The sequence below is a fragment of the Pseudomonas sp. FP1742 genome (assembly GCF_030687145.1).
Taxonomy (GTDB): Bacteria; Pseudomonadota; Gammaproteobacteria; order Pseudomonadales; family Pseudomonadaceae; genus Aquipseudomonas; species Aquipseudomonas frederiksbergensis_D.
The window spans coordinates 1,990,421-2,015,120 of the sequence record NZ_CP117460.1 but is presented as its reverse complement, the minus strand read 5'-3'; the positions used below and the strand labels follow the sequence as shown (position 1 = coordinate 2,015,120).

20 protein-coding genes are annotated in these 24,700 nt (G+C 60.1%); 10 read left to right on the top strand and 10 right to left on the bottom strand.

Annotated features, from left to right (window positions below; all coding sequences use genetic code 11):
* Positions 1 to 261 precede the first annotated feature (261 nt).
* On the top strand, positions 262 to 477 hold the full coding sequence (gene rmf / locus PSH64_RS09110) for a ribosome modulation factor (protein ID WP_003223300.1): 216 nt from the start codon (positions 262 to 264) through the stop codon (positions 475 to 477).
* 243 nt (positions 478 to 720) lie between these two features.
* On the opposite strand, the gene PSH64_RS09105 is transcribed toward rmf, so the two are convergent.
* Entirely contained in the window at positions 721 to 1,740 is a 1,020-nt protein-coding gene (locus PSH64_RS09105; protein ID WP_305480489.1) for a quinone-dependent dihydroorotate dehydrogenase, read from the bottom strand.
* Positions 1,741 to 1,969: 229 nt separating this feature from the next.
* Here PSH64_RS09105 and PSH64_RS09100 point away from each other — a divergent pair, with 229 nt between their 5' ends.
* From PSH64_RS09100 to cobA, 8 genes are all read left to right on the top strand, one after another.
* Entirely contained in the window at positions 1,970 to 3,181 is a 1,212-nt protein-coding gene (locus PSH64_RS09100; RefSeq protein WP_105339608.1) for a CmpA/NrtA family ABC transporter substrate-binding protein, read from the top strand.
* A 15-nt stretch (positions 3,182 to 3,196) separates the two neighbouring features.
* Positions 3,197 to 3,772 carry an ANTAR domain-containing response regulator gene (locus tag PSH64_RS09095; protein WP_105339609.1) on the top strand — a complete coding sequence of 192 codons (576 nt, stop codon included), beginning with the start codon at positions 3,197 to 3,199 and terminating at the stop codon, positions 3,770 to 3,772.
* Between the two features lie 360 nt (positions 3,773 to 4,132).
* Positions 4,133 to 5,344 carry a NarK/NasA family nitrate transporter gene (locus PSH64_RS09090; RefSeq protein ID WP_105339610.1) on the top strand — a complete coding sequence of 404 codons (1,212 nt, stop codon included), beginning with the start codon at positions 4,133 to 4,135 and terminating at the stop codon, positions 5,342 to 5,344.
* Positions 5,345 to 5,351: 7 nt separating this feature from the next.
* The gene (locus PSH64_RS09085) at positions 5,352 to 7,019 is read left to right on the top strand and encodes a bifunctional protein-serine/threonine kinase/phosphatase (RefSeq protein ID WP_305480488.1); all 1,668 of its coding nucleotides are present in this window, start codon (positions 5,352 to 5,354) and stop codon (positions 7,017 to 7,019) included.
* A 403-nt stretch (positions 7,020 to 7,422) separates the two neighbouring features.
* Positions 7,423 to 9,876, top strand: a complete 2,454-nt coding sequence (gene nirB / locus PSH64_RS09080; RefSeq protein WP_305480487.1) for a nitrite reductase large subunit NirB — start codon at positions 7,423 to 7,425, stop codon at positions 9,874 to 9,876.
* On the top strand, positions 9,873 to 10,190 hold the full coding sequence (gene nirD / locus PSH64_RS09075) for a nitrite reductase small subunit NirD (RefSeq protein ID WP_008146292.1): 318 nt from the start codon (positions 9,873 to 9,875) through the stop codon (positions 10,188 to 10,190). Before nirB ends, nirD begins: the two co-directional genes overlap by 4 nt.
* The gene (locus PSH64_RS09070) at positions 10,190 to 12,907 is read left to right on the top strand and encodes a nitrate reductase (protein ID WP_305480486.1); all 2,718 of its coding nucleotides are present in this window, start codon (positions 10,190 to 10,192) and stop codon (positions 12,905 to 12,907) included. The genes nirD and PSH64_RS09070 overlap by 1 nt, the downstream gene beginning before the upstream one ends.
* Before the next feature lie 10 nt (positions 12,908 to 12,917).
* Positions 12,918 to 13,682, top strand: a complete 765-nt coding sequence (gene cobA, locus PSH64_RS09065) for a uroporphyrinogen-III C-methyltransferase (protein ID WP_105339614.1) — start codon at positions 12,918 to 12,920, stop codon at positions 13,680 to 13,682.
* A gap of 84 nt (positions 13,683 to 13,766) precedes the next feature.
* On the opposite strand, the gene PSH64_RS09060 is transcribed toward cobA, so the two are convergent.
* From PSH64_RS09060 to ppsA, 8 genes are all read right to left on the bottom strand, one after another.
* The gene (locus PSH64_RS09060) at positions 13,767 to 14,798 is read right to left on the bottom strand and encodes an OmpA family protein (RefSeq protein WP_105339615.1); all 1,032 of its coding nucleotides are present in this window, start codon (positions 14,796 to 14,798) and stop codon (positions 13,767 to 13,769) included.
* 107 nt (positions 14,799 to 14,905) lie between these two features.
* The gene (sigX, locus tag PSH64_RS09055; protein WP_017337463.1) at positions 14,906 to 15,496 is read right to left on the bottom strand and encodes an RNA polymerase sigma factor SigX; all 591 of its coding nucleotides are present in this window, start codon (positions 15,494 to 15,496) and stop codon (positions 14,906 to 14,908) included.
* Positions 15,497 to 15,582: 86 nt separating this feature from the next.
* Complete coding sequence (locus PSH64_RS09050; RefSeq protein ID WP_007902078.1) at positions 15,583 to 16,407, bottom strand: mechanosensitive ion channel domain-containing protein; 825 nt, start codon at positions 16,405 to 16,407, stop codon at positions 15,583 to 15,585.
* A gap of 2 nt (positions 16,408 to 16,409) precedes the next feature.
* Positions 16,410 to 16,658, bottom strand: a complete 249-nt coding sequence (locus PSH64_RS09045) for a hypothetical protein (protein ID WP_008006975.1) — start codon at positions 16,656 to 16,658, stop codon at positions 16,410 to 16,412.
* 63 nt (positions 16,659 to 16,721) lie between these two features.
* Positions 16,722 to 17,717: a zinc transporter ZntB gene (locus tag PSH64_RS09040; protein WP_105339616.1), complete on the bottom strand. Its 996-nt coding sequence runs from the start codon at positions 17,715 to 17,717 to the stop codon at positions 16,722 to 16,724.
* A gap of 26 nt (positions 17,718 to 17,743) precedes the next feature.
* A complete protein-coding gene (gene rraA / locus PSH64_RS09035) occupies positions 17,744 to 18,235 on the bottom strand; it encodes a ribonuclease E activity regulator RraA (RefSeq protein WP_305480485.1) in 492 nt (163 codons plus the stop codon).
* Between the two features lie 191 nt (positions 18,236 to 18,426).
* The gene (locus tag PSH64_RS09030; protein WP_305480484.1) at positions 18,427 to 19,416 is read right to left on the bottom strand and encodes an alpha/beta fold hydrolase; all 990 of its coding nucleotides are present in this window, start codon (positions 19,414 to 19,416) and stop codon (positions 18,427 to 18,429) included.
* A 250-nt stretch (positions 19,417 to 19,666) separates the two neighbouring features.
* Positions 19,667 to 22,042, bottom strand: coding sequence for a phosphoenolpyruvate synthase (gene ppsA / locus PSH64_RS09025; RefSeq protein ID WP_305480483.1), 2,376 nt, complete (start codon positions 22,040 to 22,042; stop codon positions 19,667 to 19,669).
* Positions 22,043 to 22,216: 174 nt separating this feature from the next.
* Here ppsA and PSH64_RS09020 point away from each other — a divergent pair, with 174 nt between their 5' ends.
* Positions 22,217 to 23,035: a pyruvate, water dikinase regulatory protein gene (locus tag PSH64_RS09020; protein ID WP_105339619.1), complete on the top strand. Its 819-nt coding sequence runs from the start codon at positions 22,217 to 22,219 to the stop codon at positions 23,033 to 23,035.
* A gap of 123 nt (positions 23,036 to 23,158) precedes the next feature.
* Here the strand turns inward: PSH64_RS09020 and prpD are convergent, their stop codons facing one another.
* Entirely contained in the window at positions 23,159 to 24,643 is a 1,485-nt protein-coding gene (gene prpD / locus PSH64_RS09015) for a 2-methylcitrate dehydratase (protein ID WP_305480482.1), read from the bottom strand.
* Positions 24,644 to 24,700 lie beyond the last annotated feature (57 nt).

The window sequence follows — 24,700 nt, the reverse complement described above, 5'->3', positions numbered from 1 at the left end:
ATACCGGGGTTTGGCCAACCAACACGGGACAAATATCGTGTTGCTTATGGCCTTAGCATCTTTATGGTTACGTTCTTATGACAAAACGGTCATTCCCTCGATGTGACGCATTGGTTAGAACTCAACTCAGGTTGACGTCGCAACGGCGTCAACACCTTGGCTCGCGACGCCGGCAGCGAGCCACCAACGGCAGAGTTTTTCTGCCTGACCTCGATTGAGGTCGACGCGATACATACAGTCAACAAGTGAGGGAAACACCCTATGAGAAGACTTAAGCGTGATCCGTTGGAAAGAGCATTTTTGCGCGGATATCAATATGGCGTTGGTGGTAAATCCCGTGAGCTTTGCCCTTTTACTCTACCGTCGGTACGCCAAGCCTGGATCAATGGCTGGCGAGAAGGACGCGGCGACAATTGGGACGGTATGACCGGCACTGCGGGAATCCACAGACTCAACGAACTTCACGCCGTCGGCTAATACAGGGCACACACTCCGACACGACAATCTGAATACGCAACGACTTAACCACGCACGTCCCATCCGGACGGCGGGCTTCGGCCCAGGGGCTCCTTCGGGGAGCCCTTTTTTATGCCTGCATAAAACTCTCAAGCTGCAAACACATTACCTGTGGGAGCGGGCTTGCTCGCGAAAGCGATTTAACATTCAAAAATGATGTTGACTGACCCAACGCTTTCGCGAGCAAGCCCGCTCCCACAGGGTTCAACGCAGCGCGGCGATGGCGTCTACCGATTCACGAATCAGCGCCGGGCCTTTATAGATGAAGCCCGAATAGATCTGCACCAGGCTCGCACCCGCGGCGATTTTCTCAGCCGCGTACTTGCCTTCGGTGATGCCGCCCACGGCGATGATCGGCAAGCGACCGGCCAGCTCCGCCGCCAGCACCTTCACGGTGTGGGTGCTCTTGTCGCGTACCGGTGCGCCGGACAACCCGCCCGCCTCGTCACCATGCTCCAGGCCTTCGACGCCAACGCGGCTCAGGGTGGTGTTGGTGGCGATCACCGCATCCATCCCGGTTTCGATCAACGCCTGGGCGACTTGAGCGGTTTCTTCGTCGGTCATGTCCGGCGCGATCTTGATCGCCAGCGGTACATGTTTGCCGTGGCGCAGGGCCAATTCCGCCCGGCGCGTGGCCAGGTCGGCGAGCAATTGCTTGAGCGAATCGCCGAATTGCAGGCTGCGCAGGCCCGGGGTATTCGGCGAGCTGACGTTGACGGTCACGTAGCTGGCGTGGGCGTAAACCTTGTCCAGGCAGATCAGGTAATCGTCCACCGCGCGCTCGACCGGCGTATCGAAATTCTTGCCGATATTGATGCCCAGCACGCCCTTGTACTTGGCTGCCGCCACGCGAGCGAGCAAGTGATCGACGCCGAGGTTGTTGAAGCCCATGCGGTTGATGATCGCTTCGGCCTCAGGCAAACGGAAAATCCGTGGTTTCGGATTACCCGGTTGCGGACGCGGGGTAATGGTGCCGATTTCGATAAAGCCGAAACCCAATTGGGCAAACCCGTCGATCGCCGCACCGTTCTTGTCCAGACCGGCTGCCAGCCCCACCGGGTTCGGGAATTCCAGGCCCATGACCGTCACCGGCATTTTCGCCGGGGCCTTGCACAGCAAGCCGTTGAGGCCCAAACGCCCGCCCGCGCCGATCAGGTCCAGGGACAAATCGTGGGAGGTTTCCGGGGAAAGTTTGAACAACAGCTGACGGGCCAGGGTGTACATGGGCAGGCTTGACTCGGGTGGCGATGAGAGGCGGCGATTATAGCCGCGCATCGAGTCCACAGGCGAGGCGCACGACAAAATCAGCCAGCGATGGCATATGCCTTGCACCGTCACAGGCATCAGCACTCATGCCAACGACGGGATGAGTGGAAGGACAATGGCGTCGTCACCCGGCTTTGCCCACGCAAGGGCCTTGGGACGACGCTTTTTTTTGGAAGGTGCGAAATCGATGAACGAACCATCAGCCGGCCCACTGGCCTGGGTCAACGGCAGCGATGCCCCGGAAAAAACCGAAATCAACCTTGGCTTCATGGCCCTCAGTGACTGTGCCTCAGTGGTGGTCGCCGCCACCCAGGGCTTCGCCCAGCCTTACGGCCTGACCCTCAATCTCAAGCGCCAGTCATCCTGGGCCAACCTGCGGGACAAACTGGTCAGCGGCGAACTCGATGCCGCCCACAGCCTGTACGGCCTGATCTACGCCGTGCATCTGGGCATCGGCGGCGTAGCCTCCACCGACATGGCCGTGCTCATGGGCCTGAACCAGAACGGCCAGAGCATCAACCTCTCCCATGGATTGCAGGCCTTGGGCGTGACCAGTCCTGAAGCACTTCATCTGCATGTGCACCAAAGTCGCCCAAAACTGACCTTCGCCCAGACATTTCCTACGGGTACCCACGCCATGTGGCTGTATTACTGGCTGGCGAGTCAGGGCATTCACCCGTTGCAGGATGTCGACAGCGTGGTCGTACCGCCACCGCAAATGGTCGCGCACCTGCAAGCCGGGCGCATTGACGGGTTCTGTGTCGGCGAGCCATGGGCTGCCAGTGCGGTGCAGCAAAATCTCGGGTTCACGATGGCCACCACCCAGACGATCTGGCCCGATCACCCGGAAAAAGTCCTTGGCTGCACTCGCGCCTTTGTCGAGCAATACCCCAATACCGCAAGGGCATTGGTGATGGCGATCCTCGAGGCCAGCCGATTCATCGAAGCCAGCCGCGAAAATCGCCGCAGCACCGCGCAACTGTTGAGTGCTCCCGAATACCTCGATGCCCCGCTCGACTGCATCGAACCGCGCTTGCTTGGTGACTACGCCGACGGCCTGGGCCATCGCTGGCAAGACCCGCACGCCATGCGTTTCCATGGTGACGGCGAGGTCAATCTGCCGTATTTGTCCGACGGCATGTGGTTCATGACCCAGTTCCGTCGCTGGGGTTTGCTGCGCGACGACCCGGACTACCTCGGCGTGGCCCGTCAAGTCCAGCAACTAGACTTATACCGTGAGGCCGCCACCGCTGTCGGTGTAGCCGCCCGGAGTCAGGAAATGCGCAGCAGCCAACTGATCGACGGCAAGGTCTGGGACGGTTCGGACCCGGCCGGCTATGCCCGCAGCTTTACGCTGCACGCCATGAGCGACAGCGCTCCCCTTCTCGCCAGCCGCTGACAGGAGCCTGCGAATATGTTGCGTATCCTGCTGATCAACGACACCGCGAAAAAAGTCGGGCGTCTGAAAGCGGCCCTGACCGAAGCCGGGTTCGAGGTCATCGACGAGTCCGGCCTGACCATCGACCTGCCCGCGCGCGTCGAAACGGTGCGTCCGGACGTGATCCTGATCGATACCGAGTCACCGAGCCGCGATGTGATGGAGCAAGTGGTGCTGGTCACCCGTGACCAACCACGGCCAATCGTGATGTTCACCGACGAGCATGACCCCAGCGTGATGCGCCAGGCAATCAAGTCCGGCGTCAGTGCCTACATCGTCGAAGGCATTCACGCACAACGCCTGCAGCCGATTCTCGACGTGGCCATGGCGCGCTTTGAAAGCGACCAGGCCCTGCGCGCGCAACTGCACGCCCGCGACCAGCAACTGGCCGAGCGCAAGCGCATCGAGCTGGCCAAGGGGCTGCTGATGAAGATGAAGGACTGCAACGAAGAAGAGGCCTACACCCTGATGCGCCGCCAGGCCATGAGCCGCCAGCAGAAGCTGATCCAGGTGGCGGAGCAGATCATTGCCATGAGTGAACTGCTTGGCTGAAGCCTTGCGGTGAATGATCGATCGCCTTCGCGAGCAAGCCCGCTCCCACATTTGATTGTGTCGAACTTCAATGTTGTGAACGACGCGATTCCCCTGTGGGAGCGGGCTTGCTCGCGAATGGCCGCGACTCAGTCTCACGTGTTGGCACAAATCTCGCTAAGTAAATCACTGCAAGGTAACCAACGGCGGTTGCCCCACCTACGACAAAGACGTCGCTCACCTCATTCGCCCCCTGGCGGATCGGGTAGCGGCGTTTTTCCGTTTTGGCCCCAGAGACCGGGGCTGGTGGTGCGGCCGTAGTGGCGCCCCACCTGCAAGCTCATGACTCCTTCTTGATACGCCTGACAGCTGAGGTGCGCGATGAATTCAAGCTTCTGGAAATCCGGCCATACCCCGACACTGTTCGCAGCCTTCCTCTATTTCGATCTGAGCTTCATGGTCTGGTACCTGCTCGGCCCTCTGGCGGTGCAGATCGCCGCTGACCTGCACCTGACCACCCAACAGCGCGGGCTGGTGGTGGCCACGCCGATTCTGGCCGGGGCCGTACTGCGCTTTGCGATGGGCCTGCTGGCTGATCGCCTGTCGCCAAAAACCGCCGGGATCATCGGCCAGGTGATCGTCATCAGCGCCCTGTTCGTCGCCTGGAAAGTCGGCATCCACAGTTACGAGCAGGCACTATTGCTGGGCCTGTTCCTCGGCATGGCCGGTGCGTCCTTCGCCGTCGCCCTGCCGCTGGCCTCGCAATGGTATCCGCCGCAGCACCAAGGCAAAGCCATGGGCATCGCCGGTGCCGGTAACTCGGGCACCGTGCTCGCCGCCCTGATCGCCCCGGTACTGGCCGCCATGTTTGGCTGGAGCAACGTGTTCGGCTTCGCCCTGATCCCGCTGATCCTGACCCTGATCGTCTTCGCCTGGTTGGCCAGGAATGCTCCCGAGCGGCCGCAAGCCAAGTCCATGGCCGACTACCTCAAGGCCCTGGGCGACCGCGACAGCTGGTGGTTCATGTTTTTCTACAGCGTGACCTTCGGCGGTTTCATCGGCCTGGCCAGCGCCCTGCCCGGCTACTTCAACGACCAGTACGGCCTGAGCCCGGTGACCGCCGGTTACTACACCGCGGCGTGTGTGTTCGGTGGCAGCCTGATGCGTCCATTGGGTGGCGCGCTGGCGGATCGCTTCGGCGGGATTCGCACCCTGTTGGCGATGTACACCGTGGCCGCGATCTGCATTGCGACCGTGGGCTTCAATCTGCCGAGTTCCTACGCAGCCCTGGCGCTTTTCGTCTGCACTATGCTCGGTTTAGGTGCAGGCAACGGTGCCGTATTCCAGTTGGTGCCGCAGCGTTTTCGTCGGGAGATCGGTGTGATGACCGGTCTGATCGGCATGGCCGGCGGCATTGGCGGTTTCGCACTGGCGGCCGGCATGGGCGCGATCAAGCAAAGCACCGGCAGCTATCAAATGGCCTTGTGGTTGTTCGCCAGCCTCGGCGTACTCGCCTGGTTCGGTCTGCACGGGGTGAAACGTCGCTGGAGAACCACTTGGGGTTCGGCAGCCGTTACCGCGGCTCGCGTGTGAGGGTTGAATGAGCCTGCAACTGAGTTTTGCCGAAGCCAGTGCCATCGGGCCTCGTGAAGAAAACCAGGACGCCCTGCGCCTGGTCACTCCGGCCCCGGCACTGGCGGCGAGCAAAGGTTACCTGTTCGCCATCGCCGATGGCGTCAGCCAATGCGCCGATGGCGGTCTCGCGGCCCGTTCGACCTTGCAGGCCCTGGCACTGGACTACTACGCCACCCCGGAAACCTGGGGTGTCGCCCAGGCACTGGATCGCCTGCTGCTGGCGCAAAACCGCTGGTTGCAGGCCAACGGCGGCGGGCAACCGCTGCTGACCACGGTCAGTGCCTTGGTGATGCGCGGCAGGCGTTTCACTTTGGCGCATGTCGGCGATTGCCGGGTTTACCGCTGGCACGCCGACACGCTGCAACGGGTGAGCGAGGATCACGTCTGGGACCAGCCGGGCATGCAGCATGTGCTCAAGCGGGCCCTGGGACTGGATCAACATCTGGTGCTGGATTTTCTGGACGGCGAACTGCGCCTGAATGAGAGTTTCGTGCTGCTCAGCGACGGCATCTGGGCTGTGCTGGGCGATACCGCCATTGCCGCCATTCTGCGCGACCAACCTGACCTCAACAGTGCCGCGCAGACCTTGGTCAGTGCCGCGCACCTGGCCGGTAGTCAGGACAATGCCAGCGCCCTGCTGGTGCGGGTCGATGCCCTTGGTGAAACCAGCATTGGCGATGCCCTGATTCACCTGCAGCAATGGCCGCTCCCGCCTGTGCTGAAACCGGGCCAGACCTTCGAAGGCTGGCAGGTCGAAGGGATCCTCGGCCAGAGCCAGCAATCGCTGCTCTACCGGGTGCGCGATGCACAACAACAGCCCTGGCTGCTGAAAACCTTGCCCAGCGCGCTGCGTGACGATCACCAGGCCGGGCAGGCCTTGCTGTCGGAGGAATGGTTTCTCAAGCGTGTAGCCGGTCGGCATTTCCCTGAAGTCCATGCCGCCAGTCAGCGTCAGCATTTGTACTACGTGATGCGTGAATATTCCGGGTCGACCCTGGCGGAGCTGCATGAACGCGTCACAACGCTGCCACTGGCGCAATGGCAGGACCTGGCCGAACGCCTGCTGCGGGCTGTCGGCATCCTGCATCGACGGCAGATCCTGCATCGCGATATCAAACCGGAGAACCTGCTGCTGGGGGACGATGGCGAGTTGCGCCTGCTGGATTTCGGCCTCGCCTACTGTCCCGGGCTGTCCGAAGATCAAGCCTTCGCCCTGCCCGGAACGCCCAGTTATATCGCGCCGGAAGCTTTCCGCGGCGATCCGCCGACACCACAACAGGATCTGTATGCCGTCGGCGTGACCTTGTATTACCTGCTCACCGGGCATTATCCCTACGGCGAAATCGAAGCGTTCCAGCGCCCACGGTTCGGGGTGCCGGTCAGCGCCAGTCGCTACCGGCCCGACCTGCCGGAATGGATCGCGCAGAGTCTGGAGCGCGCGGTGGCGGCGGCTCCGGATCAGCGCTTTGAAACGGCGGAAGAATGGTTGTTGCTGCTGGAACAGGGAGAGCGACGCAGTTTGAGCGTACGCCCCAGACCCTTGCTGGAGCGCGAGCCGTTGAAAGTCTGGCGGACGTTGGCGCTGGTGTCGTTGCTGGTGAACCTGGTGTTGCTGTTTTTGTTGTTTCACTGAGTGTTTCACTGCCCCCAAAAGATCAAAAGATCGCAGCCTGCGGCAGCACCTACGGGTGCCCACGATCTCCTGCAGGAGCTGCCGCAGGCTGCGATCCTTTGATTTTTCTGCCTCAAAACCGGGCATCGCGCCTTGAACCGGTGCATGCAAACACCCTCCTCTCACGATGAAAGCCCATAAACCCGGCGCTTGCGAGACTTGGCACAACCACTGCATTACCTTTCCCAACATACATAAAGCCCGGCCTTCAACGTAGAAGGCTGCGCTGCCCGAGAGAACGGGACAAGGACAAAGGCGTCCTCGCTAGTTAGCTAGCGGGACGCCTTTTTTTGTTTGCGCAAAATTTTGTCGAGCAAGGCCTGAATGCCCTGATGAGGCAGGCCCGAGCTCCCCGGAGAACCTGATGAAAAAACTAAAACTGGTGATGATCGGCAACGGCATGGCCGGGGTTCGTACCCTGGAAGAACTGCTCAAGCTGAGTAACGAGCTGTACGACATCACGGTCTTCGGCGCCGAACCCCATACCAACTACAACCGCATCCTGCTGTCGCCCGTACTGGCCGGCGAACAAACGTTCGAAGAGATCGTGCTCAACGATCTGGACTGGTACCTGGAAAACAACATCAAGCTGCTGCTTAACCGCAAAGTGGTGGAGATCGACCGGGTCAAACGCCGGGTCATCGCCGAAGACGGCACAGAGGCCGAATACGACCGCCTGCTGATTGCCACCGGCTCGACCCCGTTCATCCTGCCGATCCCCGGCAATACCTTGGAGGGCGTGATCGGCTACCGCGACATTGCCGACACCCAGGTAATGATCGACACCGCCAAGACCCACAAGCACGCCGTGGTCATCGGCGGCGGCCTGCTGGGCCTTGAAGCCGCCAACGGCCTGATGCTGCGCGGCATGCACGTCACCGTGGTGCACATCGGTGAATGGCTGCTGGAGCGCCAACTGGACAAAACCAGCGGCCAACTCCTGCAAACCGCCCTGGAAGCCCGCGGCCTGCATTTCCGCCTGTGCGAACAGACCCAGGCCCTGCACGACGCCGGCAATGGCCGGGTCGGCTCGGTGCAGTTCAAGAACGGCGACATTATCCCAGCCGACCTGGTGGTGATGGCCGCCGGCATTCGCCCCAACACCGAACTGGCGGAAAAAGCCGGCATCCCTTGCAGCCGCGGGATTCTGGTCAACGACACGATGCAAACCTACGACCCTCGGGTGTACGCCATCGGCGAATGCGCCAGCCACCGCGGCACCGCCTACGGCCTGGTCGCGCCGCTGTTCGAACAAGCCAAGGTGTGCGCCAACCACCTCGCCCAACTGGGCTTCGCCACCTACAAGGGCTCGGTGACGTCGACCAAATTGAAAGTCACGGGTATCGACCTGTTCTCCGCCGGCGACTTCATGGGCGGCGAAGGCACCGAGACCATCACCCTCTCCGACCCGATCGGCGGGGTCTACAAGAAACTGGTGATCAAGGATGACGTGCTGGTCGGCGCCTGTCTGTACGGCGATACGGCAGACGGCGGCTGGTATTTCCGGCAGATCCGTGAGAACCATGCCATCGGCGAGATCCGCGATCATTTGATGTTTGGCGAAAATGCCTTGGGCGATGTAGGACACCAGGGCCAGGACAAAGCCATGAGCATGGCCGACACCGCCGAAGTCTGCGGCTGCAATGGCGTGTGCAAAGGCACCATCGTCAAAGCCATTCAGGAACACGGTCTGTTCAGCGTCGACGACGTGAAGAAACACACCAAGGCCGCCAGCTCCTGCGGCTCCTGCGCCGGCCTCGTCGAACAGATCCTGATCAACACCGTGGGTGGTGCGGCAGACGTCAAACCGAAAAGCGAAAAAGCCATCTGCGGGTGCAGTGACCTCAACCACGGGCAAATCCGCCAGGCCATTCGCGACCAGCACCTGCTGACCATCGCCGGCACCATGAGCTACCTGAACTGGCGCACCCCGAACGGCTGCGCCACCTGCCGCCCGGCGCTCAACTACTACCTGATTTCCACCTGGCCCGGCGAGGCCAAGGACGATCCGCAATCGCGGCTGATCAACGAACGTGCCCACGCCAACATTCAGAAAGACGGCACTTACTCTGTCGTCCCGCGGATGTGGGGCGGTGTGACCAATCCTTCAGAGCTGCGGCGCATTGCCGACGTGGCCGACAAGTACAACGTGCCGATGGTCAAGGTCACCGGCGGCCAGCGCATCGACTTGCTGGGAATCAAAAAGCAAGACCTGCCGGGGGTCTGGAAAGACCTGGACATGCCGTCCGGCCACGCCTACGGCAAATCCATCCGCACCGTGAAAACCTGTGTCGGCAGTGAGTTCTGCCGCTTCGGCACCCAGAATTCCACGCAACTGGGCATCGAGCTCGAACATGACCTGTTCAACATGTGGTCGCCGCACAAAGTGAAACTGGCTGTCTCCGGTTGCCCACGCAACTGCTCGGAAGCGGGGATCAAGGACGTCGGAATTATCGGCGTGGACTCCGGCTGGGAGATGTACATCGGTGGCAACGGCGGGATCAAGACCGAAGTCGCGGAGTTCTTCGTCAAGCTGAAAACCGCCGAAGAAGTGCGCGAATACAACGGCGCTTTCCTACAGCTGTACCGTGAAGAAGCTTTCTACCTCGAGCGCACCGTGCATTACCTGCAACGGGTCGGCATGGAACACATCAAGAAAGCTGTGCTGGAAGACCCGGTACGGCGCAAGGCACTCAACGAACGCCTGCAATTCTCCCTGTCGTTCGAGCAGGACCCGTGGAAGGAACGCCTCGAACAGCCGCTGCTGAAAAAAGAATTCGAGGTCATTCCCGTGAAGAACCTGGAGGTGTCGGTATGAACTGGCTGGATATCTGCGCACTGGAAGAGATCAATGCCCTCGGCTCGCGAATCATCGCCGGCCCGAAAGGCGATATCGCGATTTTTCGTACAAGCGACGATGAGGTTTTCGCCCTCGACGACCGTTGCCCGCACAAGGGCGGGCCGCTGTCCCAGGGTTTGATCTACGGCAAACGGGTGGCCTGCCCGCTGCACAACTGGCAGATCGACCTGGAAACCGGTGAGGCCCAGGCCCCGGATATCGGCTGCGCCCACCATCATTCGGCACGGGTCGAAAATGGCCGGGTGCTGCTGGCCCTGCGGGAAGCAAGCTGATGGACCGCCAAATCACCGCCTCCACCTGCTGCTACTGCGGGGTCGGCTGCGGCGTGCTGATCGAGCACGACGGCGAGCGCATTCTCGGCGTCAGCGGCGATCCGGCGCACCCGGCCAACCTTGGCAAGTTGTGCAGTAAAGGTTCGACCCTGCACCTGACCGGCGACCTGACAGCACGGGCGCTGTACCCGGAACTACGGCTGGGCAAAGGCCTGGCCCGCAGCCGCACCGACTGGGACACGGCCCTCGATCACGCCGCCAGCGTTTTCGCCGAAACCATCGCCGAGCACGGCCCGGACAGCGTCGCGTTCTATATCTCCGGGCAATTGCTGACCGAGGATTACTACGCCTTCAACAAACTGGCGCGGGCGCTGGTGGGCACCAACAACATCGACAGCAATTCACGGCTGTGCATGTCTTCAGCGGTGGTCGGCTACAAGCGCAGCCTCGGCGCCGATGCTCCGCCCTGCAACTACGAAGACCTGGAATTGAGCGACTGCGTGATGATCGTCGGCAGCAACATGGCCTACGCTCACCCGGTACTGTTTCGTCGCCTGGAAGAAGCCAAATCCCGCCGCCCACAGATGAAAGTCATCGTCATCGACCCACGGCGCACCGACACCTGCGATTTGGCGGACCTGCACCTGGCGATTCTGCCCGGTACCGATGTCGCCTTGTTCCATGGCATTTTGCACTTGCTGCTGTGGGAAGACTGGATCGACCGCGACTTCATCAAGGCCCACACAGAAGGCCTGGCCGAGCTGAAAAACCTGGTGCGCGATTACACCCCGACAATGGTTTCGCAACTCTGTGGCATCAGCGTCGAGCAACTGCAGCAATGCGCGGAATGGGTCGGCACGTCACCGAGCTTTCTGTCGCTGTGGTGCATGGGGCTGAATCAGTCCACCGCCGGCAGCGCGAAGAACAGCGCACTGATCAATCTGCACCTGGCCACCGGGCAAATCGGCCGGCCCGGTGCAGGACCTTTCTCGTTGACCGGTCAGCCGAATGCCATGGGCGGCCGGGAAACCGGCAGTTTGTCAAACCTGCTGCCGGGTCATCGCGAAGCGGCCAATGCCGAACACCGGGCGCAAGTGGCCGACTACTGGGGCGTTGATCAACTGCCCGCGAACACCGGGCTAACCGCCATCGAACTGTTCGAGCAGATGCGCAGCGGCAAGATCAAAGCTCTGTGGATCGCCTGCACCAACCCTGCCCAGTCGCTGCCGGACCAGACCGCTGTGCGCGAGGCACTGCAAGCCTGCCCGTTCGTGGTGCTGCAGGAAGCCTTCCACACCACCGAAACCGCCGCGTTCGCCGACCTGTTGCTGCCCGCCGCCAGCTGGGGTGAAAAGGACGGCACAGTTACCAACTCCGAGCGGCGCATTTCCCACGTCCGCCGGGCCATCGGCGCACCCGGTGAAGCACGGCCCGACTGGGCGATCACCGTGGATTTCGCACAGCGTCTGGAAAAACATCTGCGTCCCGAAGCCACCAGCCTGTTTGCCTTTGAAACCCCGGCACAGGTCTTCGACGAATACAAACAACTGACTCGCGGCCGCGACCTCGACCTGTCCGGGATCAGTCATGCGTTGATCGACCAGCTCGGTCCGCAGCAATGGCCCTTCCCCGCCGGTGCCCGCGAAGGCACCGCGCGGTTGTACCTCGACGGAGTTTTCCCCACCGCCAGCGGGCGTGCGCAGTTCGTGACCGACCCGTATCGCGCCGCCAAGGAACAACGCGATGCGCGCTTCCCGCTGACCCTGATCACCGGCCGCCTGCGCGATCAATGGCACGGCATGAGCCGCACCGGCACCGCCGCGCAGCTGTTTGGCCATGTCAGTGAAGCCGTGCTGAGCCTGCATCCGGATGAACTGCGTCGCCATCGCCTGCAACCTGGCGACCTGATCAATCTGAAAAGTCGCCGGGGCGCGGTGATCCTGCCGGTCAGCAGCGACGACAGCGTACGTCCGGGCCAGGCCTTCCTGCCGATGCACTGGGGCGACCGCTTCCTCAAGGGCGGCGTGAACACCCTCACCCTTCCCGCCTTCGATCCGTTGTCGAAGCAACCGGAACTCAAACACAGCGGTGTGCGACTCGAGCCTGTGCACTTGCCCTGGCAGCTTTTCGCCCTGATCGAAGGCGATGTTCAACAGCACCTGGAGACGCTGCGACCACTCTGCGAGGCGTTTTCCTACGCGAGCCTCAGCCTGGCCGGCCGTGAGCGTCCCGCGCTGCTGATACGCGCTGCCAGCGCCACCGCGCCAGAGCCGCAGTTGTTGCGTGATATCGATCAGTGCCTGGGGCTCAACGACGGCCCGGTATTGGCCTACGACGATCCCCGGCGTTCGATCGGTAAACGGGTGCGTATCGAGAACGGCCGGATCACCGCGATTCGCCTGGCCGGTGAAACACTCGCCCAGCACTGGCTGCAAAGCCTGTGGCTCGAAGGTCGCGCCGACGAACAATTGCGCCGTTGGCTGCTGGCACCGTTGAGTGCGCCACCAGGCAACGCCGGCGCCCCGGCATCCGGCAGCAAAACCCTGTGCAACTGCATGAACGTCAGCCAGAACGCGGTCTGTGCCGGCATTGGCCGTGGCCTGGACTTGCAGGGTTTGAAACAAGAATTGGGCTGCGGCACGCAATGCGGCTCCTGCGTCCCGGAAATCAAGCGTTTGCTGGCCGCCACCGCGCAGCCAGTCGCCGTCACCTCGTGAGGAAAACACTATGAGCGCAAAAGTCTGGCTGGTGGGTGCGGGTCCTGGCGATCCGGAATTGCTGACCCTCAAGGCGGTTCGAGCGTTGCGCGAAGCGGACGTGGTGCTGATCGACGATCTGGTCAATGACGCGGTGCTGGAACATTGCCCGAACGCACGAATTATTCCTGTGGGTAAGCGCGGCGGTTGTCGCTCCACGCCTCAAGCCTTCATTCATCGCCTGATGCTGCGTTACACCCGCCACGGTAAATGCGTAGTGCGGCTCAAGGGCGGCGATCCGTGCATCTTCGGGCGTGGCGGTGAAGAGGCGCAGTGGTTGCGTGAGCGTGGCGTCGAGGTTGAGCTGGTCAACGGCATCACCGCCGGTCTTGCCGGCGCGACCCAATGTGATATTCCTCTGACGCTGCGGGGCGTCGCGCGGGGCGTGACACTGGTCACGGCCCATACTCAGGATGACAGCAGCCTGAATTGGCAGGCCCTGGCTCAAGGCGGCACCACGCTGGTGATCTACATGGGCGTGGCGAAACTCAGTGAGATCCGCGAACAACTGCTGGCCGGCGGAATGGCAGCCGATACGCCCGTGGCGATGATCGAAAATGCTTCGCTGCCACATCAACGGGAATGCCGGAGCGACCTGACGGCGATGGAGAAAGATGCCCTTGGTTTCCAGTTGAAAAGCCCGGCGATCCTGGTAATCGGTGCCGTGGCAGCCTGTGCAACGGCATCTTTGTGGGAGCGAGACTTGCCTGCGATGGCGGCCGATCAATCAGCCTGAACCCGACCTATTACTCCCTCTTCACCAAATCGCAGACAAAGAAAAGCCCGGCCTAAGCCGGGCTTTTCTTGAGCTGCGAGCTAATTACTTAGCGTTAGCTTCAACCTTCGCTTCTACGCGACGGTTTACAGCGCGACCAGCTTCAGTGGCGTTGTCAGCAACTGGGCGGGATTCGCCGTAGCCAACAGACTGAACGCGGGACGGCGAAACACCGTACTGGTTGGTCAGAACTTGCTTAACGGCGTTTGCACGACGCTCAGACAGTTTCTGGTTGTAAGCGTCAGGACCGACGGAGTCAGTGTGACCTTCAACAACAGTAGTAGTGGATGGGTACTGCTTCATGAAGTCAGCCAGGTTTTTGATGTCGCCGTAGCTGTTAGGCTTGACTACCGACTTGTTGAAGTCGAATTTCACGTCCAGCTCAACACGAACAACTTCAGCAACTGCTGGGCAGCCATCAGCGTCAACAGTTACGTTGGCTGGGGTGTCCGGGCACTTGTCAACGTTATCGCAAACGCCATCGTTGTCGCTGTCGGAGCAAACTTCAGCCGGTGCTGGAACTGGAGCAGCAGCAGGCTTGGAGCCGCCACCGAAGTTCACACCGATACCGACGCTTGGAGCCCACTCGGTGTCGCCCTGGTCGATGTTGTACTGAGCTTCAACGCCGGCACGGGCGTAGAAGTTCTCGGTGAAGTACAGCTTGGCACCGCCGCCAACGTTGGCGAAAGTGGAGCGGTTACGACCCGAACCGTTCTGGCCAATGCTCTGGTCCGAGAAACCGGCAGAAACGTATGGACGGATCATGTCGCCTGGGTTGTTGAAGTGGTACAGAGCGTCCAGAGCGGTATCAGCGCCCTTTACGTTACGACCATCATCTGCACGTACGTTGTGCACTTCGTCGTAGGCCAGACGCAGTTCCACGTCGTCGGTCAGGAAGTAACCAACCGAACCGCCGAACAGGTTGCCGTTGTTCTTGAAGTTACGATCGCTGTCGTACTGTTCTTTCTTGGCGAAGCCTTCGATTTCAACTGCGCCTTGGCCTTGTGCCAGCGCGCCGAACGAAGTAGCGGCAATAAGAGAACCAATGGCAAAGCCCAAGGTGTTTTTCAGTTTCATCCGTTAAATCCCCATCTGGTGATTGTGAAGCAGTCCCGCAAACCGGGGGACAACTCGGCGGCAAGTCTATCAGAACTTGCCTACACGTAAGAGATATTTGCGCCGAACTAAGTTTCAGCAATGCCTGCAAATTTCTCACGCAATTTGTCTAGAGCGCGTTTGTACCGCATTTTTGTTGCACTCAAACCCATGTGCATGATGTCCGCGATCTCCTGAAATTCCAGCTCTGCGACAAATCGTAGCACCAGAATTTCACGATCAATCGGGTTCACATACACCAGCCAGCGATCAAGTCCACCCTTTTCCTCGGGTTTCGGCGCCTTTTCTTCAGACGCTTCCTCGAGGGGGTCCAGACTCAAAGCGTCCATCAAGCGACGCTTACGCCGTTCCTTCCGATACTGCGTGATGCACTCGTTGTACGTGATGCTGTACAGCCACGTCTTGAACTTCGATTTCCCCTCGAAGTTCTTCAGGCCGTACAGCACCTTCAACATCACTTCCTGACAGACATCATCTGCATCGCGATCGTTCCCAAGATACCGCGCACAAACGTTAAATAATGTTCGCTGGTAACGCCGCATCAGTTCTTCATAGGCGCGGGTTACGTGAAACAGCTCGGTATGCGAGCGCGCGACCAACTCCTCATCAGAGAGCTCGCGGGGGTCGTAGCGCGTGGAGAGCGATTGAGCTTTATTCAAAACAAGTCGGGCCGACAGTCAGGTCAATGTCCGCCGCAGCCCCTCAGGGCATTTTGCGGCGGCATACATTAGCAGGATTTGCCGGGTTAGCGGCTACTCACATGCTGCTCCAGGAGAATCCGATTCGAGAGAGAGACTAGCTCACCCTCGTCGGTCAGCACTGTGGTTTTCACCGTGCCGATCTCTTCGATCTGACCTTCGACCTCGCCAACACGCACTTGTTGCCCAACCTGATACAACTCACGCACATAGATTCCAGCAAGAATCTGGCCGGCAATTTCCCGGCTTCCCAACCCCATGGCCAGCGCAACCGCCAGACCAACGGTAATCAACACGATCACGATCACATGGTTGAGCAGGTCTGTCTTGACCTCCAACTGGCTGATCGCGACCGAAATACTGATGATGATCACCAGGCCCTGGGCAATTCGCCCCAGGCCCGCGGCGTAATCCAGCCCTACGCCTTCTGCCGCGCCCCGCACCAGCCCATTGGCCAGTTGCGCCAGCAAGACCCCCACCAACAGCACCAGCGCGGCGCCAAATACTTTCGGCAAATACAACGCCAGCATGTCCAGCGTAGCCGAAACTCGCTCAAGTCCAAGGGATTCTGCGGCCGACACCAGGAAAATCAGCAGAACGAACCAATAGACGATCTTGCCGATCAGCGTCGAGATAGGCACCTGAAGGCCGGCACGGGACAGCAGTTTAGTCAGCCCGGTACCGCCCATCAGGCGATCGAGGCCCAGTTTGGCGAGCAATTTGGAGAGTAGCGTGTCGAGCAGCTTGGCCACGACAAAACCCAACAGCAGCACAACCAGTGCGCCAAACAGGTTCGGAATGAAGTTTGCAACTTTGGTCCACAACGCAGTCATTGCAGTGACGAGGCTCTGAGTCCAGAGATCAAGTTCCATATTCAATCAGCCTTATCAGCAGTGCGAGCGGTAGGTTTACGCAGACGAGAAACCGGCGAGACATGGGCCGATCCGTTATTCAGGGCAATCATCAACGCGGGCAGCCAACGGCCCAGCAGGCTGAACAGATCACCGGCACCGACCTGGCGGTTGGCGGTTTTAAGCACACGCCCCAGGCAGGCATCGTCGTCACGGCTGGACGGCGATGCCTTGAGCATGTCACGCAAAGACTGTTCAAACGGATCGTGCATACGCACCTCTCGTGATATCTGTCAAAGACGCGGTCAAATTTGGTCGGGTCACATGGCTCATCGTCAGACCCAACGCAAACGTCGGAATAACCACCACTGCCCCAATGCCACCGAGACCATCAACAGGCAAGCAATCAGAAAGCCGTAGGGGCTGGCGGAGAATGGAATACCACCGACGTTGATCCCCAAAAGGCCGGTCAGAAAGCTCATCGGTAAAAAGATCCCGGTAATGATCCCGAAGCGGTACATCGTGCGGTTCATGCGCTCGTTCAGACGCCGGTCTTCGGCCTCCAGGACCAGCCCCACGCGCTCGCGGGTCAATTCCAGCTCCTCGAGATAACGGGTAAGGCTGTTGTTCAATTCGTTCCAGTAGTCGCCATCATCTTCGCAGAACCACGGCAGTTTTATCCGTGTCAGCTGACCGAAAATATCCCGCTGCGGCGCCAGAAAACGCTTCAGTCCGGCGGCCCGGCGGCGGATGTGCAAAATGGCGCCGTGCTCGGGAGTATACCGTTCGTCGGCATCGAGCTTTTCTTCCTCTTCATCGACCACCTCGGAGAGGCAAGCGACCAGATCCTGCACCTTGTTGGTCAGGTATTGCGCCATATAGAGGATCAGTTCGGAAGCGGTTCTCGGCCCTTTGCCTTCGGCCAGTTGCACCAGCAACTCATCGGTGGCGCGCAACGGCCGCAAACGCAAGGAGATCACCCGCTGGGCCGAACCGAAGATCCGTACCGAGACCATGTCTTCCGGCTCGGCACCTGGATTGAGGTTGACCCCGCGCAGAAACAGCAGCAACTCGGAGTCCGGCAGCGGCAAGAGGCGCGGCCGGGTGTTCTCTTCCAGCAACAAGTCGCAACTAAATTCACTCAGACCGCTGAATTTGCGCAGCCATGTCTGGGTTTGCGGGTGACTGCGATCCCAGTGCAGCCACAGGCTTTCATGGGCCTGCAGCTGCAAGTCATCGAGTTCAGTCCGGGCTATCGAACGCGCACCGCCTTTACCGTCCAGCACCAGGGCATGCACCAGCCCCCATTGCGCGTTTTCTTCCTCGAACATCCTCACCCCTTTGTTGGTACGGTGCTTTATTCAGGCATTGCAAGCGGGCTTGGCGAAACGATCACGCCATTGTTGTCCGCGTAGATGTAGTGGCCAGGATGGAACGTCACACCCGCAAAGGTCACAGCGATGTTGAGCTCACCAACACCGCGCCTCTCGGTTTTCATCGGGTGACTGGCCAGGGCCTGGACACCAAGGTCGGTTTGCGCGATGACATCGACGTCGCGGATGCAACCGTAGATAACCAGCCCTTCCCAACCGTTGTTCGCGGCTTTCTCGGCCAGCATGTCGCCCATCAGCGCGCGACGCAGGGAACCGCCACCGTCGACCACCAGCACCTTGCCGTTGCCCTTGAGCTCGACTTGTTCCTTGACCAGCGAGTTATCTTCGAAGCATTTGATGGTCACGATTTCGCCGCCGAAGGAGTCACGGCCACCGAAATTGCTGAACATCGGTTCCAACACCTGCACCAGCTCCGGGTAGGCGTCGCACAGGTCAGGCGTGAGGTAATGGTTCATCGAGAAACTCCTGTAACAAGGAAGACAATCGAGTATGCAGCATACTCGGGCCAGGATTGGGCGGTGTAAATCACTCCGCTCGCACGAACATCACGACCGACTCAGTCACTCAAAGTGACCAGAACCGCTCAACGCGTCACATCTTAGCGGCAAGCCGATCAGAGCGAAATGCCCTCGTTAGAGCATCAGGCTCAAATCGCTGCGGCCAAATCCGGCTTTTCGCCCAATAAAGGCGTCTGTTGATCCACCAGCCAGCGCGCTACCAACGGCCAGACTTCAGTTTGCGCAGCCTTGCTGACCAGCATTTCCACGTGACCGAAATTATCGCCAAAGCCTTGCTCGCGGCCAAGGGTAATGAATTGCTTGTGCTCGGAGCCAACTTGATCGAACAGCTTGCGGCAGGCCCAGGTCGGGTCCTGATGATCGCCCGCGGCGCTAACGGCCAGCACCGGCAATTGCACCTCGGCCAACCCCGCCCACCAGTCTTTGTCGGCATCGCCAAAACGGCCGAACAGCCCGTACCAGCGCATGCTTTCCAGGGCCAGGCCTATCGGCTCGTCCTCCGGGCCGCGCTTGAGCCGTGAACCCGATAGCTGGGAAAACCGCTTGAGGATGAAGCGTCCGCTCCACTCCACCGGTGGAAACTTCAACGGCCAGTAGGTGCGGCTGACCTGCGTACCGAAAAACGCCGCGGAAGCCACGGCGGGCTCGCCCAGGTACTGACCGCCCAATGCCGCGGCCAGGGTAATGCCCCCCAGGGAATGGCCGATCCAGTGCGGGATCTGGCCGCTCTGTTCGCGCACGAACGCACCAATGGCCGGCAAATCGTAACGCGCATAGTCGGCAACGCGGTTCTGGCGATAGTTCTGGTTGCGCTGAGACAGGCCGTGACCGCGCATTTCCGGAATCCACACATCGAATCCCAGACGCGTCAGGTAAGCGCCCAGACCCAAACCTTTGGGAGAGAACCAGAACCGTCGATTGGAAAAGCTGCCGTGCAACAGAATCACCGGCACGCCACGCACCGCCGGCTCATCGGCCAGACCCAGGCGCGTCACAGCCAGTTCGACGGTACCGTCGGGGCTGTTGCCGGGTTTCAAACGATAGACGTCTTCGCTCAGATCGCCGCGCCGCTCGGCGCTGATCAGAGCGACAGGAAATAGGTTGCTGCTACTTTGCATATGCTCTTGCACAAAAAAGGGCGGCATCCAGTTGGAGCCCGCCCAAGTGTCCCATCTCGGCAATGACTGTTCAATTTTGACGGCGGCTTTTGCCGGCATGCTGCGTTGCAGCTCCTCGCCATAGCTAGCTATGACTCGTCGCTGCGCCTTGCCTGCCAACAAAATCCACACGTCAAAATTGAACGCATTGCCGAGATGGGACACAGAATCCTAAAGAGGCCGGTACACACCGGCCTCTTCACTCAACACATCAAGCCGAAGCCTGACCTTCAGCCAGGAAGAACCAGGTTTCCAGTACGGAATCGGGGTTCAGCGAAACGCTTTCGATGCCCTGCTCCATCAGCCATTTGGCCAGATCAGGGTGGTCCGAAGGGCCCTGACCGCAGATGCCGATGTACTTGCCGGCCTTGTTGCACGCGGCAATGGCGTTGCCCAGCAGTTTCTTGACCGCAGGATTTCGCTCGTCAAACAGGTGCGCGATGATCCCGGAGTCACGGTCCAGGCCCAGGGTAAGCTGGGTCAGGTCGTTGGAGCCGATGGAGAAGCCGTCGAAGAACTCGAGGAACTCTTCAGCCAGGATCGCGTTGGACGGCAGTTCGCACATCATGATCACGCGCAGACCGTTGTCGCCACGGGCCAGACCGTTTTCGGCCAACAGATCGACCACCTGGCTCGCTTCACCCAGGGTACGGACGAACGGCACCATGATTTCAACGTTGGTCAGGCCCATCTCGTTACGCACGCGCTTGAGGGCGCGGCATTCGAGCTCGAAGCAGTCACGGAACGATTCGCTGATGTAACGCGAAGCGCCACGGAAGCCCAGCATCGGGTTTTCTTCTTCCGGCTCGTAGAGTTTGCCGCCGATCAGGTTCGCGTATTCGTTGGACTTGAAGTCCGACAGACGCACGATGACCTTTTTCGGCCAGAACGCTGCCGCCAGGGTGCTGATGCCTTCGACCAGCTTGTCGACATAGAAACCCACCGGATCGTTGTAACCGGCAATGCGCTTGTCGACGCTGTCCTTGATTTCCTGCGGCAGGCCGTCGTAGTTCAACAGCGCCTTGGGGTGCACACCGATCATGCGGTTGATGATGAATTCCAGACGGGCCAGGCCCACACCGGCATTCGGCAGTTGCGCGAAGTCGAAGGCGCGGTCCGGGTTGCCGACGTTCATCATGATCTTGAACGGCAGATCCGGCATGGCATCCACGGAGTTTTTCTTGATGTCGAAGCCCAGTTCGCCTTCGAAGATGTAACCGGTGTCGCCTTCAGCGCAGGAAACGGTCACGCCCTGGCCGTCTTTCAACAGCTGGGTGGCGTTGCCGCAGCCAACCACGGCCGGAATGCCCAGCTCGCGAGCGATGATCGCCGCGTGGCAGGTGCGGCCGCCACGGTTGGTGACGATGGCGCTGGCGCGCTTCATGACCGGTTCCCAGTCCGGGTCGGTCATGTCGGAAACCAGAACATCGCCCGGCTGGACTTTGTCCATCTCGGACACGTCCTTGATGATCCGCACCTTGCCGGCGCCGATGCGCTGGCCGATGGCGCGACCTTCCACCAGCACGGTGCCGGTTTCTTTCAACAGGTAACGTTCCATGACGTTGGCCTGGGTACGGCTTTTCACGGTTTCCGGACGGGCCTGCACGATGTAGAGCTTGCCGTCGTCGCCGTCTTTGGCCCATTCGATGTCCATCGGGCACTTGTAGTGCTTCTCGATGATCATCGCCTGCTTGGCCAGCTCGCTGACTTCGGCGTCGGTCAGGCAGAAACGCGCACGATCGGCCTTGTCCACGTCGACGGTCTTGACCGATTTACCGGCCTTGGCTTCGTCGCCGTAGATCATCTTGATGGCTTTGCTGCCCAGGTTGCGACGCAGGATGGCCGGGCGGCCGGCTTCCAGCGTGCCTTTGTGGACGTAGAACTCATCCGGGTTCACCGCGCCTTGTACGACGGTTTCACCCAGGCCGTAGGCGCCGGTGATGAACACCACGTCACGGAAGCCCGATTCGGTATCGAGGGTGAACATCACCCCGGCGGTGCCGGTTTCGGAGCGGACCATGCGCTGCACGCCAGCCGACAGGGCCACCAGCTTGTGGTCGAAGCCCTGGTGGACGCGGTAGGAAATGGCGCGATCGTTGAACAGTGAAGCGAACACCTCTTTGGCGGCGCGAATGACGTTTTCGACACCACGGATGTTCAGGAAGGTTTCCTGCTGGCCGGCGAAGGAAGCGTCCGGCAGGTCTTCGGCGGTAGCGGAAGAGCGCACGGCCACCGCCATGTCAGGGTTGCCGGCCGACAGCGTGGCGAACGCGGTGCGGATCTCGGCGTTGAGCTTCTCGGGGAACTCGGCTTCCATGATCCATTGACGGATCTGGGCGCCGGTCTTGGCCAAGGCGTTTACATCATCGACGTCCAGGGCGTCGAGGGCGGCGTGGATCTGATCGTTCAGGCCGCTCAGTTCCAGAAAATCACGATAAGCCTGAGCTGTCGTGGCAAAGCCACCTGGCACCGATACACCGGCGCCTGCAAGGTTACTGATCATCTCGCCCAGGGATGCGTTCTTGCCCCCCACATGCTCTACATCATGGACGCCGAGCTTATCGAGGGAAACTACGTACTCTACCAAGGTGATCTCTCCACTAACTGTGTTGGAAAAGCTCAGAAGCCGGCGACTCGGGGGAGCCTTTGCCGGCTGTATGGCCTGGACCTGGAAAATAAGTGAGAATGCGGGCCATCGGTGGCCGACAAATCGCGCCTACTATATCCAAGAATCGTCACTAGCTTAAGGCCCAAGGTGCAAATGAAACGATCTGCTTTCTTTATCTCCGATGGCACCGGCATTACCGCCGAAACCCTCGGCCAAAGCCTGCTGGCGCAGTTCGAAAACATTACCTTCAGCAAAATCATACGACCGTATATCGACGACGTAGATAAAGCGCGGGCCATGGTACAACAAATCAACAAAGCCGCCGAAAACGATGGTTTTCGTCCGATTATTTTCGACACCATTGTCAATCAGGACATTCGTGAGATTCTCGCAACGTCGAATGGTTTCATGATCGACATTTTCTCGACCTTCCTGGCGCCCCTCGAACAGGAACTGAGCGAGCATTCGTCCTACACCGTCGGCAAATCCCACTCCATCGGCCACAACTCCAATTACATGGAGCGCATCGAGGCGGTGAACTTCGCCCTCGACAATGACGATGGCGCCCGCACGCACTATTACGACAAAGCTGACCTGATACTAGTAGGCGTGTCGCGATGCGGCAAAACACCGACGTGTTTGTACATGGCCATGCAATTCGGCATCCGCGCAGCCAACTATCCGCTGACCGAAGACGACATGGAGCGCCTGCAACTGCCGACGGCCCTGCGCGCCCATCATCACAAGCTGTTCGGCCTGACCATCGACCCGGACCGCCTCACCGCAATCCGTAACGAACGCAAACCCAACAGCCGTTATTCGAGCTACGCGCAGTGTGAATTCGAAGTGCGCGAGGTGGAGAATCTGTTTCGTCGCGAGAACATTCCCCACATCAACTCCACACATTTCTCGGTGGAAGAGATCTCGGCGAAGATTCTGGTGGAGAAAGGTGTGGAGCGGCGGTTCAAGTAATTTTTTAGCGCCTGTCAGGCCGCCTTCGCGAGCAAGCCCGCTCCCACATTAGATCGCGTCCGCCTGGACAACTCGGTCTAATGTGGGAGCGGGCTTGCTCGCGAAGAACGATAACTCGGTCTCCTAGATCACAAACAAATCCACAAACCGGTTCACAGGCGTCGCCTCCAGCGCAGCCTGGTCTTTGCACAGCGCAAAGATTTCGGCACTCCGCTGCGCCGTAAATCGCGTCGCCAGATTGACCTTGAACTTCTCTTCCAACAACGGAATTCCGTCGGCACGGCGACGGCGATGGCCGATCGGGTATTCCACCACCACGTTTTCGGTGCTGGAACCATCCTTGAAGAACACCTGCAGCCCATTGGCGATGGAGCGCTTGTCCGGCTCCAGGTATTCGCGAGTGAAACGCGGGTCTTCAACGATGACCATTTTGTCGCGCAGCACATCGATAATCGGATGCACGGCGTGGAAGTCGTCTTCGTACTGCTCGGCCACCAGATTGCCGAACACCAGGGGCACGGCGGTCATGTACTGGAGGCAGTGATCGCGGTCCGCGGCGTTGGCCAGCGGGCCGACCTTGGAGATGATGCGGATCGCTGATTCGTGGGTGGTGATAACGATCCTGTCGATTTCATGCAGGCGATTCCTGACCAATGGATGCAGGGTGACGGCTGCCTCGCAGGCCGTTTGCGCGTGGAACTCGGCGGGAAAGCTGATCTTGAACAGCACGTTTTCCATCACATAGCTGCCGAACGGCCGGGAAAAACTGAAAGCGCGTTTGCCTTCAGGCTTGAGCCCCAGGTCGTTGTTGGTGTGGCTGAACAGCACGTCGTAGAACCCCCATTGCTTGGCGGTCAGTACGCCGGGGATGCCCATCTCACCACGCATCGCAATGTCCGCCAGACGCACGCCACGGCTGGACGCATCCCCTGCAGCCCAGGATTTACGCGACCCGGCGTTCGGCGCATGCCGGTACGTGCGCAACGCCTGGCCGTCGGCAAAGGCATGGGACAAGGCCGACAGCAGTTGCTCGCGATTGGCGCCCATGAGCTTGGCGGTGACGGCCGTCGAGGCGACTTTCACCAGAATCACATGATCGAGGCCGACGCGGTTGAACGAGTTTTCCAGGGCAATCACACCTTGAATCTCGTGGGCCATGATCATGGCTTCCAGCACCGCGCGAACGGTCAGCGGCGCCTCGCCATTGGCCAGGTGTTTTTGCGACAGGTGGTCGGCCACCGCGAGAATACCGCCGAGGTTATCGGACGGATGGCCCCATTCAGCGGCGAGCCAGGTGTCGTTGTAATCGAGCCATCGAACGATGCACCCAATGTCCCAAGCAGCCTTGACCGGGTCGAGACGATAACTCGTACCCGGCACGCGCGCACCGAAGGGAACGACAGTACCTTCGACGATGGGGCCCAGGTGTTTGGTGCATTCAGGAAAACGCAGGGCCAGCAAGCCACAGCCGAGGGTGTCCATCAGGCAGTTGCGGGCGGTATCGAGCGCCTCTGGAGACAGGATTTTGAAATTGAGGACGTAGTCGGCGATGTCCTGCAGGACCGTGTCGTAGTCGGGGCGGGTGTTCAGGTCGACGTTGGCGCTCATGTTCGATTCACTCTTGAAGTGGTTCGTTGATGGGACCTCGGTTCAGGATTACTCCGT

Bases quoted from the DNA above. Each gene is read 5' to 3' on its own strand.
- rraA (WP_305480485.1), bottom strand. From the start codon at position 18,235: ATGAACCATTACCTCACGCCTGACCTGTGCGACGCCTACCCGGAGCTG.
- prpD (WP_305480482.1), bottom strand. From the start codon at position 24,643: ATGAGCGCCAACGTCGACCTGAACACCCGCCCCGACTACGACACGGTC.
- PSH64_RS09020 (WP_105339619.1), top strand. From the start codon at position 22,217: ATGAAACGATCTGCTTTCTTTATCTCCGATGGCACCGGCATTACCGCC.
- cobA (WP_105339614.1), top strand. From the start codon at position 12,918: ATGAGCGCAAAAGTCTGGCTGGTGGGTGCGGGTCCTGGCGATCCGGAA.
- rmf (WP_003223300.1), top strand. From the start codon at position 262: ATGAGAAGACTTAAGCGTGATCCGTTGGAAAGAGCATTTTTGCGCGGA.
- nirD (WP_008146292.1), top strand. From the start codon at position 9,873: ATGAACTGGCTGGATATCTGCGCACTGGAAGAGATCAATGCCCTCGGC.
- PSH64_RS09060 (WP_105339615.1), bottom strand. From the start codon at position 14,798: ATGAAACTGAAAAACACCTTGGGCTTTGCCATTGGTTCTCTTATTGCC.
- PSH64_RS09050 (WP_007902078.1), bottom strand. From the start codon at position 16,407: ATGGAACTTGATCTCTGGACTCAGAGCCTCGTCACTGCAATGACTGCG.
- PSH64_RS09085 (WP_305480488.1), top strand. From the start codon at position 5,352: ATGAGCCTGCAACTGAGTTTTGCCGAAGCCAGTGCCATCGGGCCTCGT.
- PSH64_RS09100 (WP_105339608.1), top strand. From the start codon at position 1,970: ATGAACGAACCATCAGCCGGCCCACTGGCCTGGGTCAACGGCAGCGAT.
- PSH64_RS09095 (WP_105339609.1), top strand. From the start codon at position 3,197: ATGTTGCGTATCCTGCTGATCAACGACACCGCGAAAAAAGTCGGGCGT.
- PSH64_RS09105 (WP_305480489.1), bottom strand. From the start codon at position 1,740: ATGTACACCCTGGCCCGTCAGCTGTTGTTCAAACTTTCCCCGGAAACC.
- PSH64_RS09040 (WP_105339616.1), bottom strand. From the start codon at position 17,717: ATGTTCGAGGAAGAAAACGCGCAATGGGGGCTGGTGCATGCCCTGGTG.
- nirB (WP_305480487.1), top strand. From the start codon at position 7,423: ATGAAAAAACTAAAACTGGTGATGATCGGCAACGGCATGGCCGGGGTT.
- PSH64_RS09045 (WP_008006975.1), bottom strand. From the start codon at position 16,658: ATGCACGATCCGTTTGAACAGTCTTTGCGTGACATGCTCAAGGCATCG.
- PSH64_RS09090 (WP_105339610.1), top strand. From the start codon at position 4,133: ATGAATTCAAGCTTCTGGAAATCCGGCCATACCCCGACACTGTTCGCA.
- PSH64_RS09070 (WP_305480486.1), top strand. From the start codon at position 10,190: ATGGACCGCCAAATCACCGCCTCCACCTGCTGCTACTGCGGGGTCGGC.
- PSH64_RS09030 (WP_305480484.1), bottom strand. From the start codon at position 19,416: ATGCAAAGTAGCAGCAACCTATTTCCTGTCGCTCTGATCAGCGCCGAG.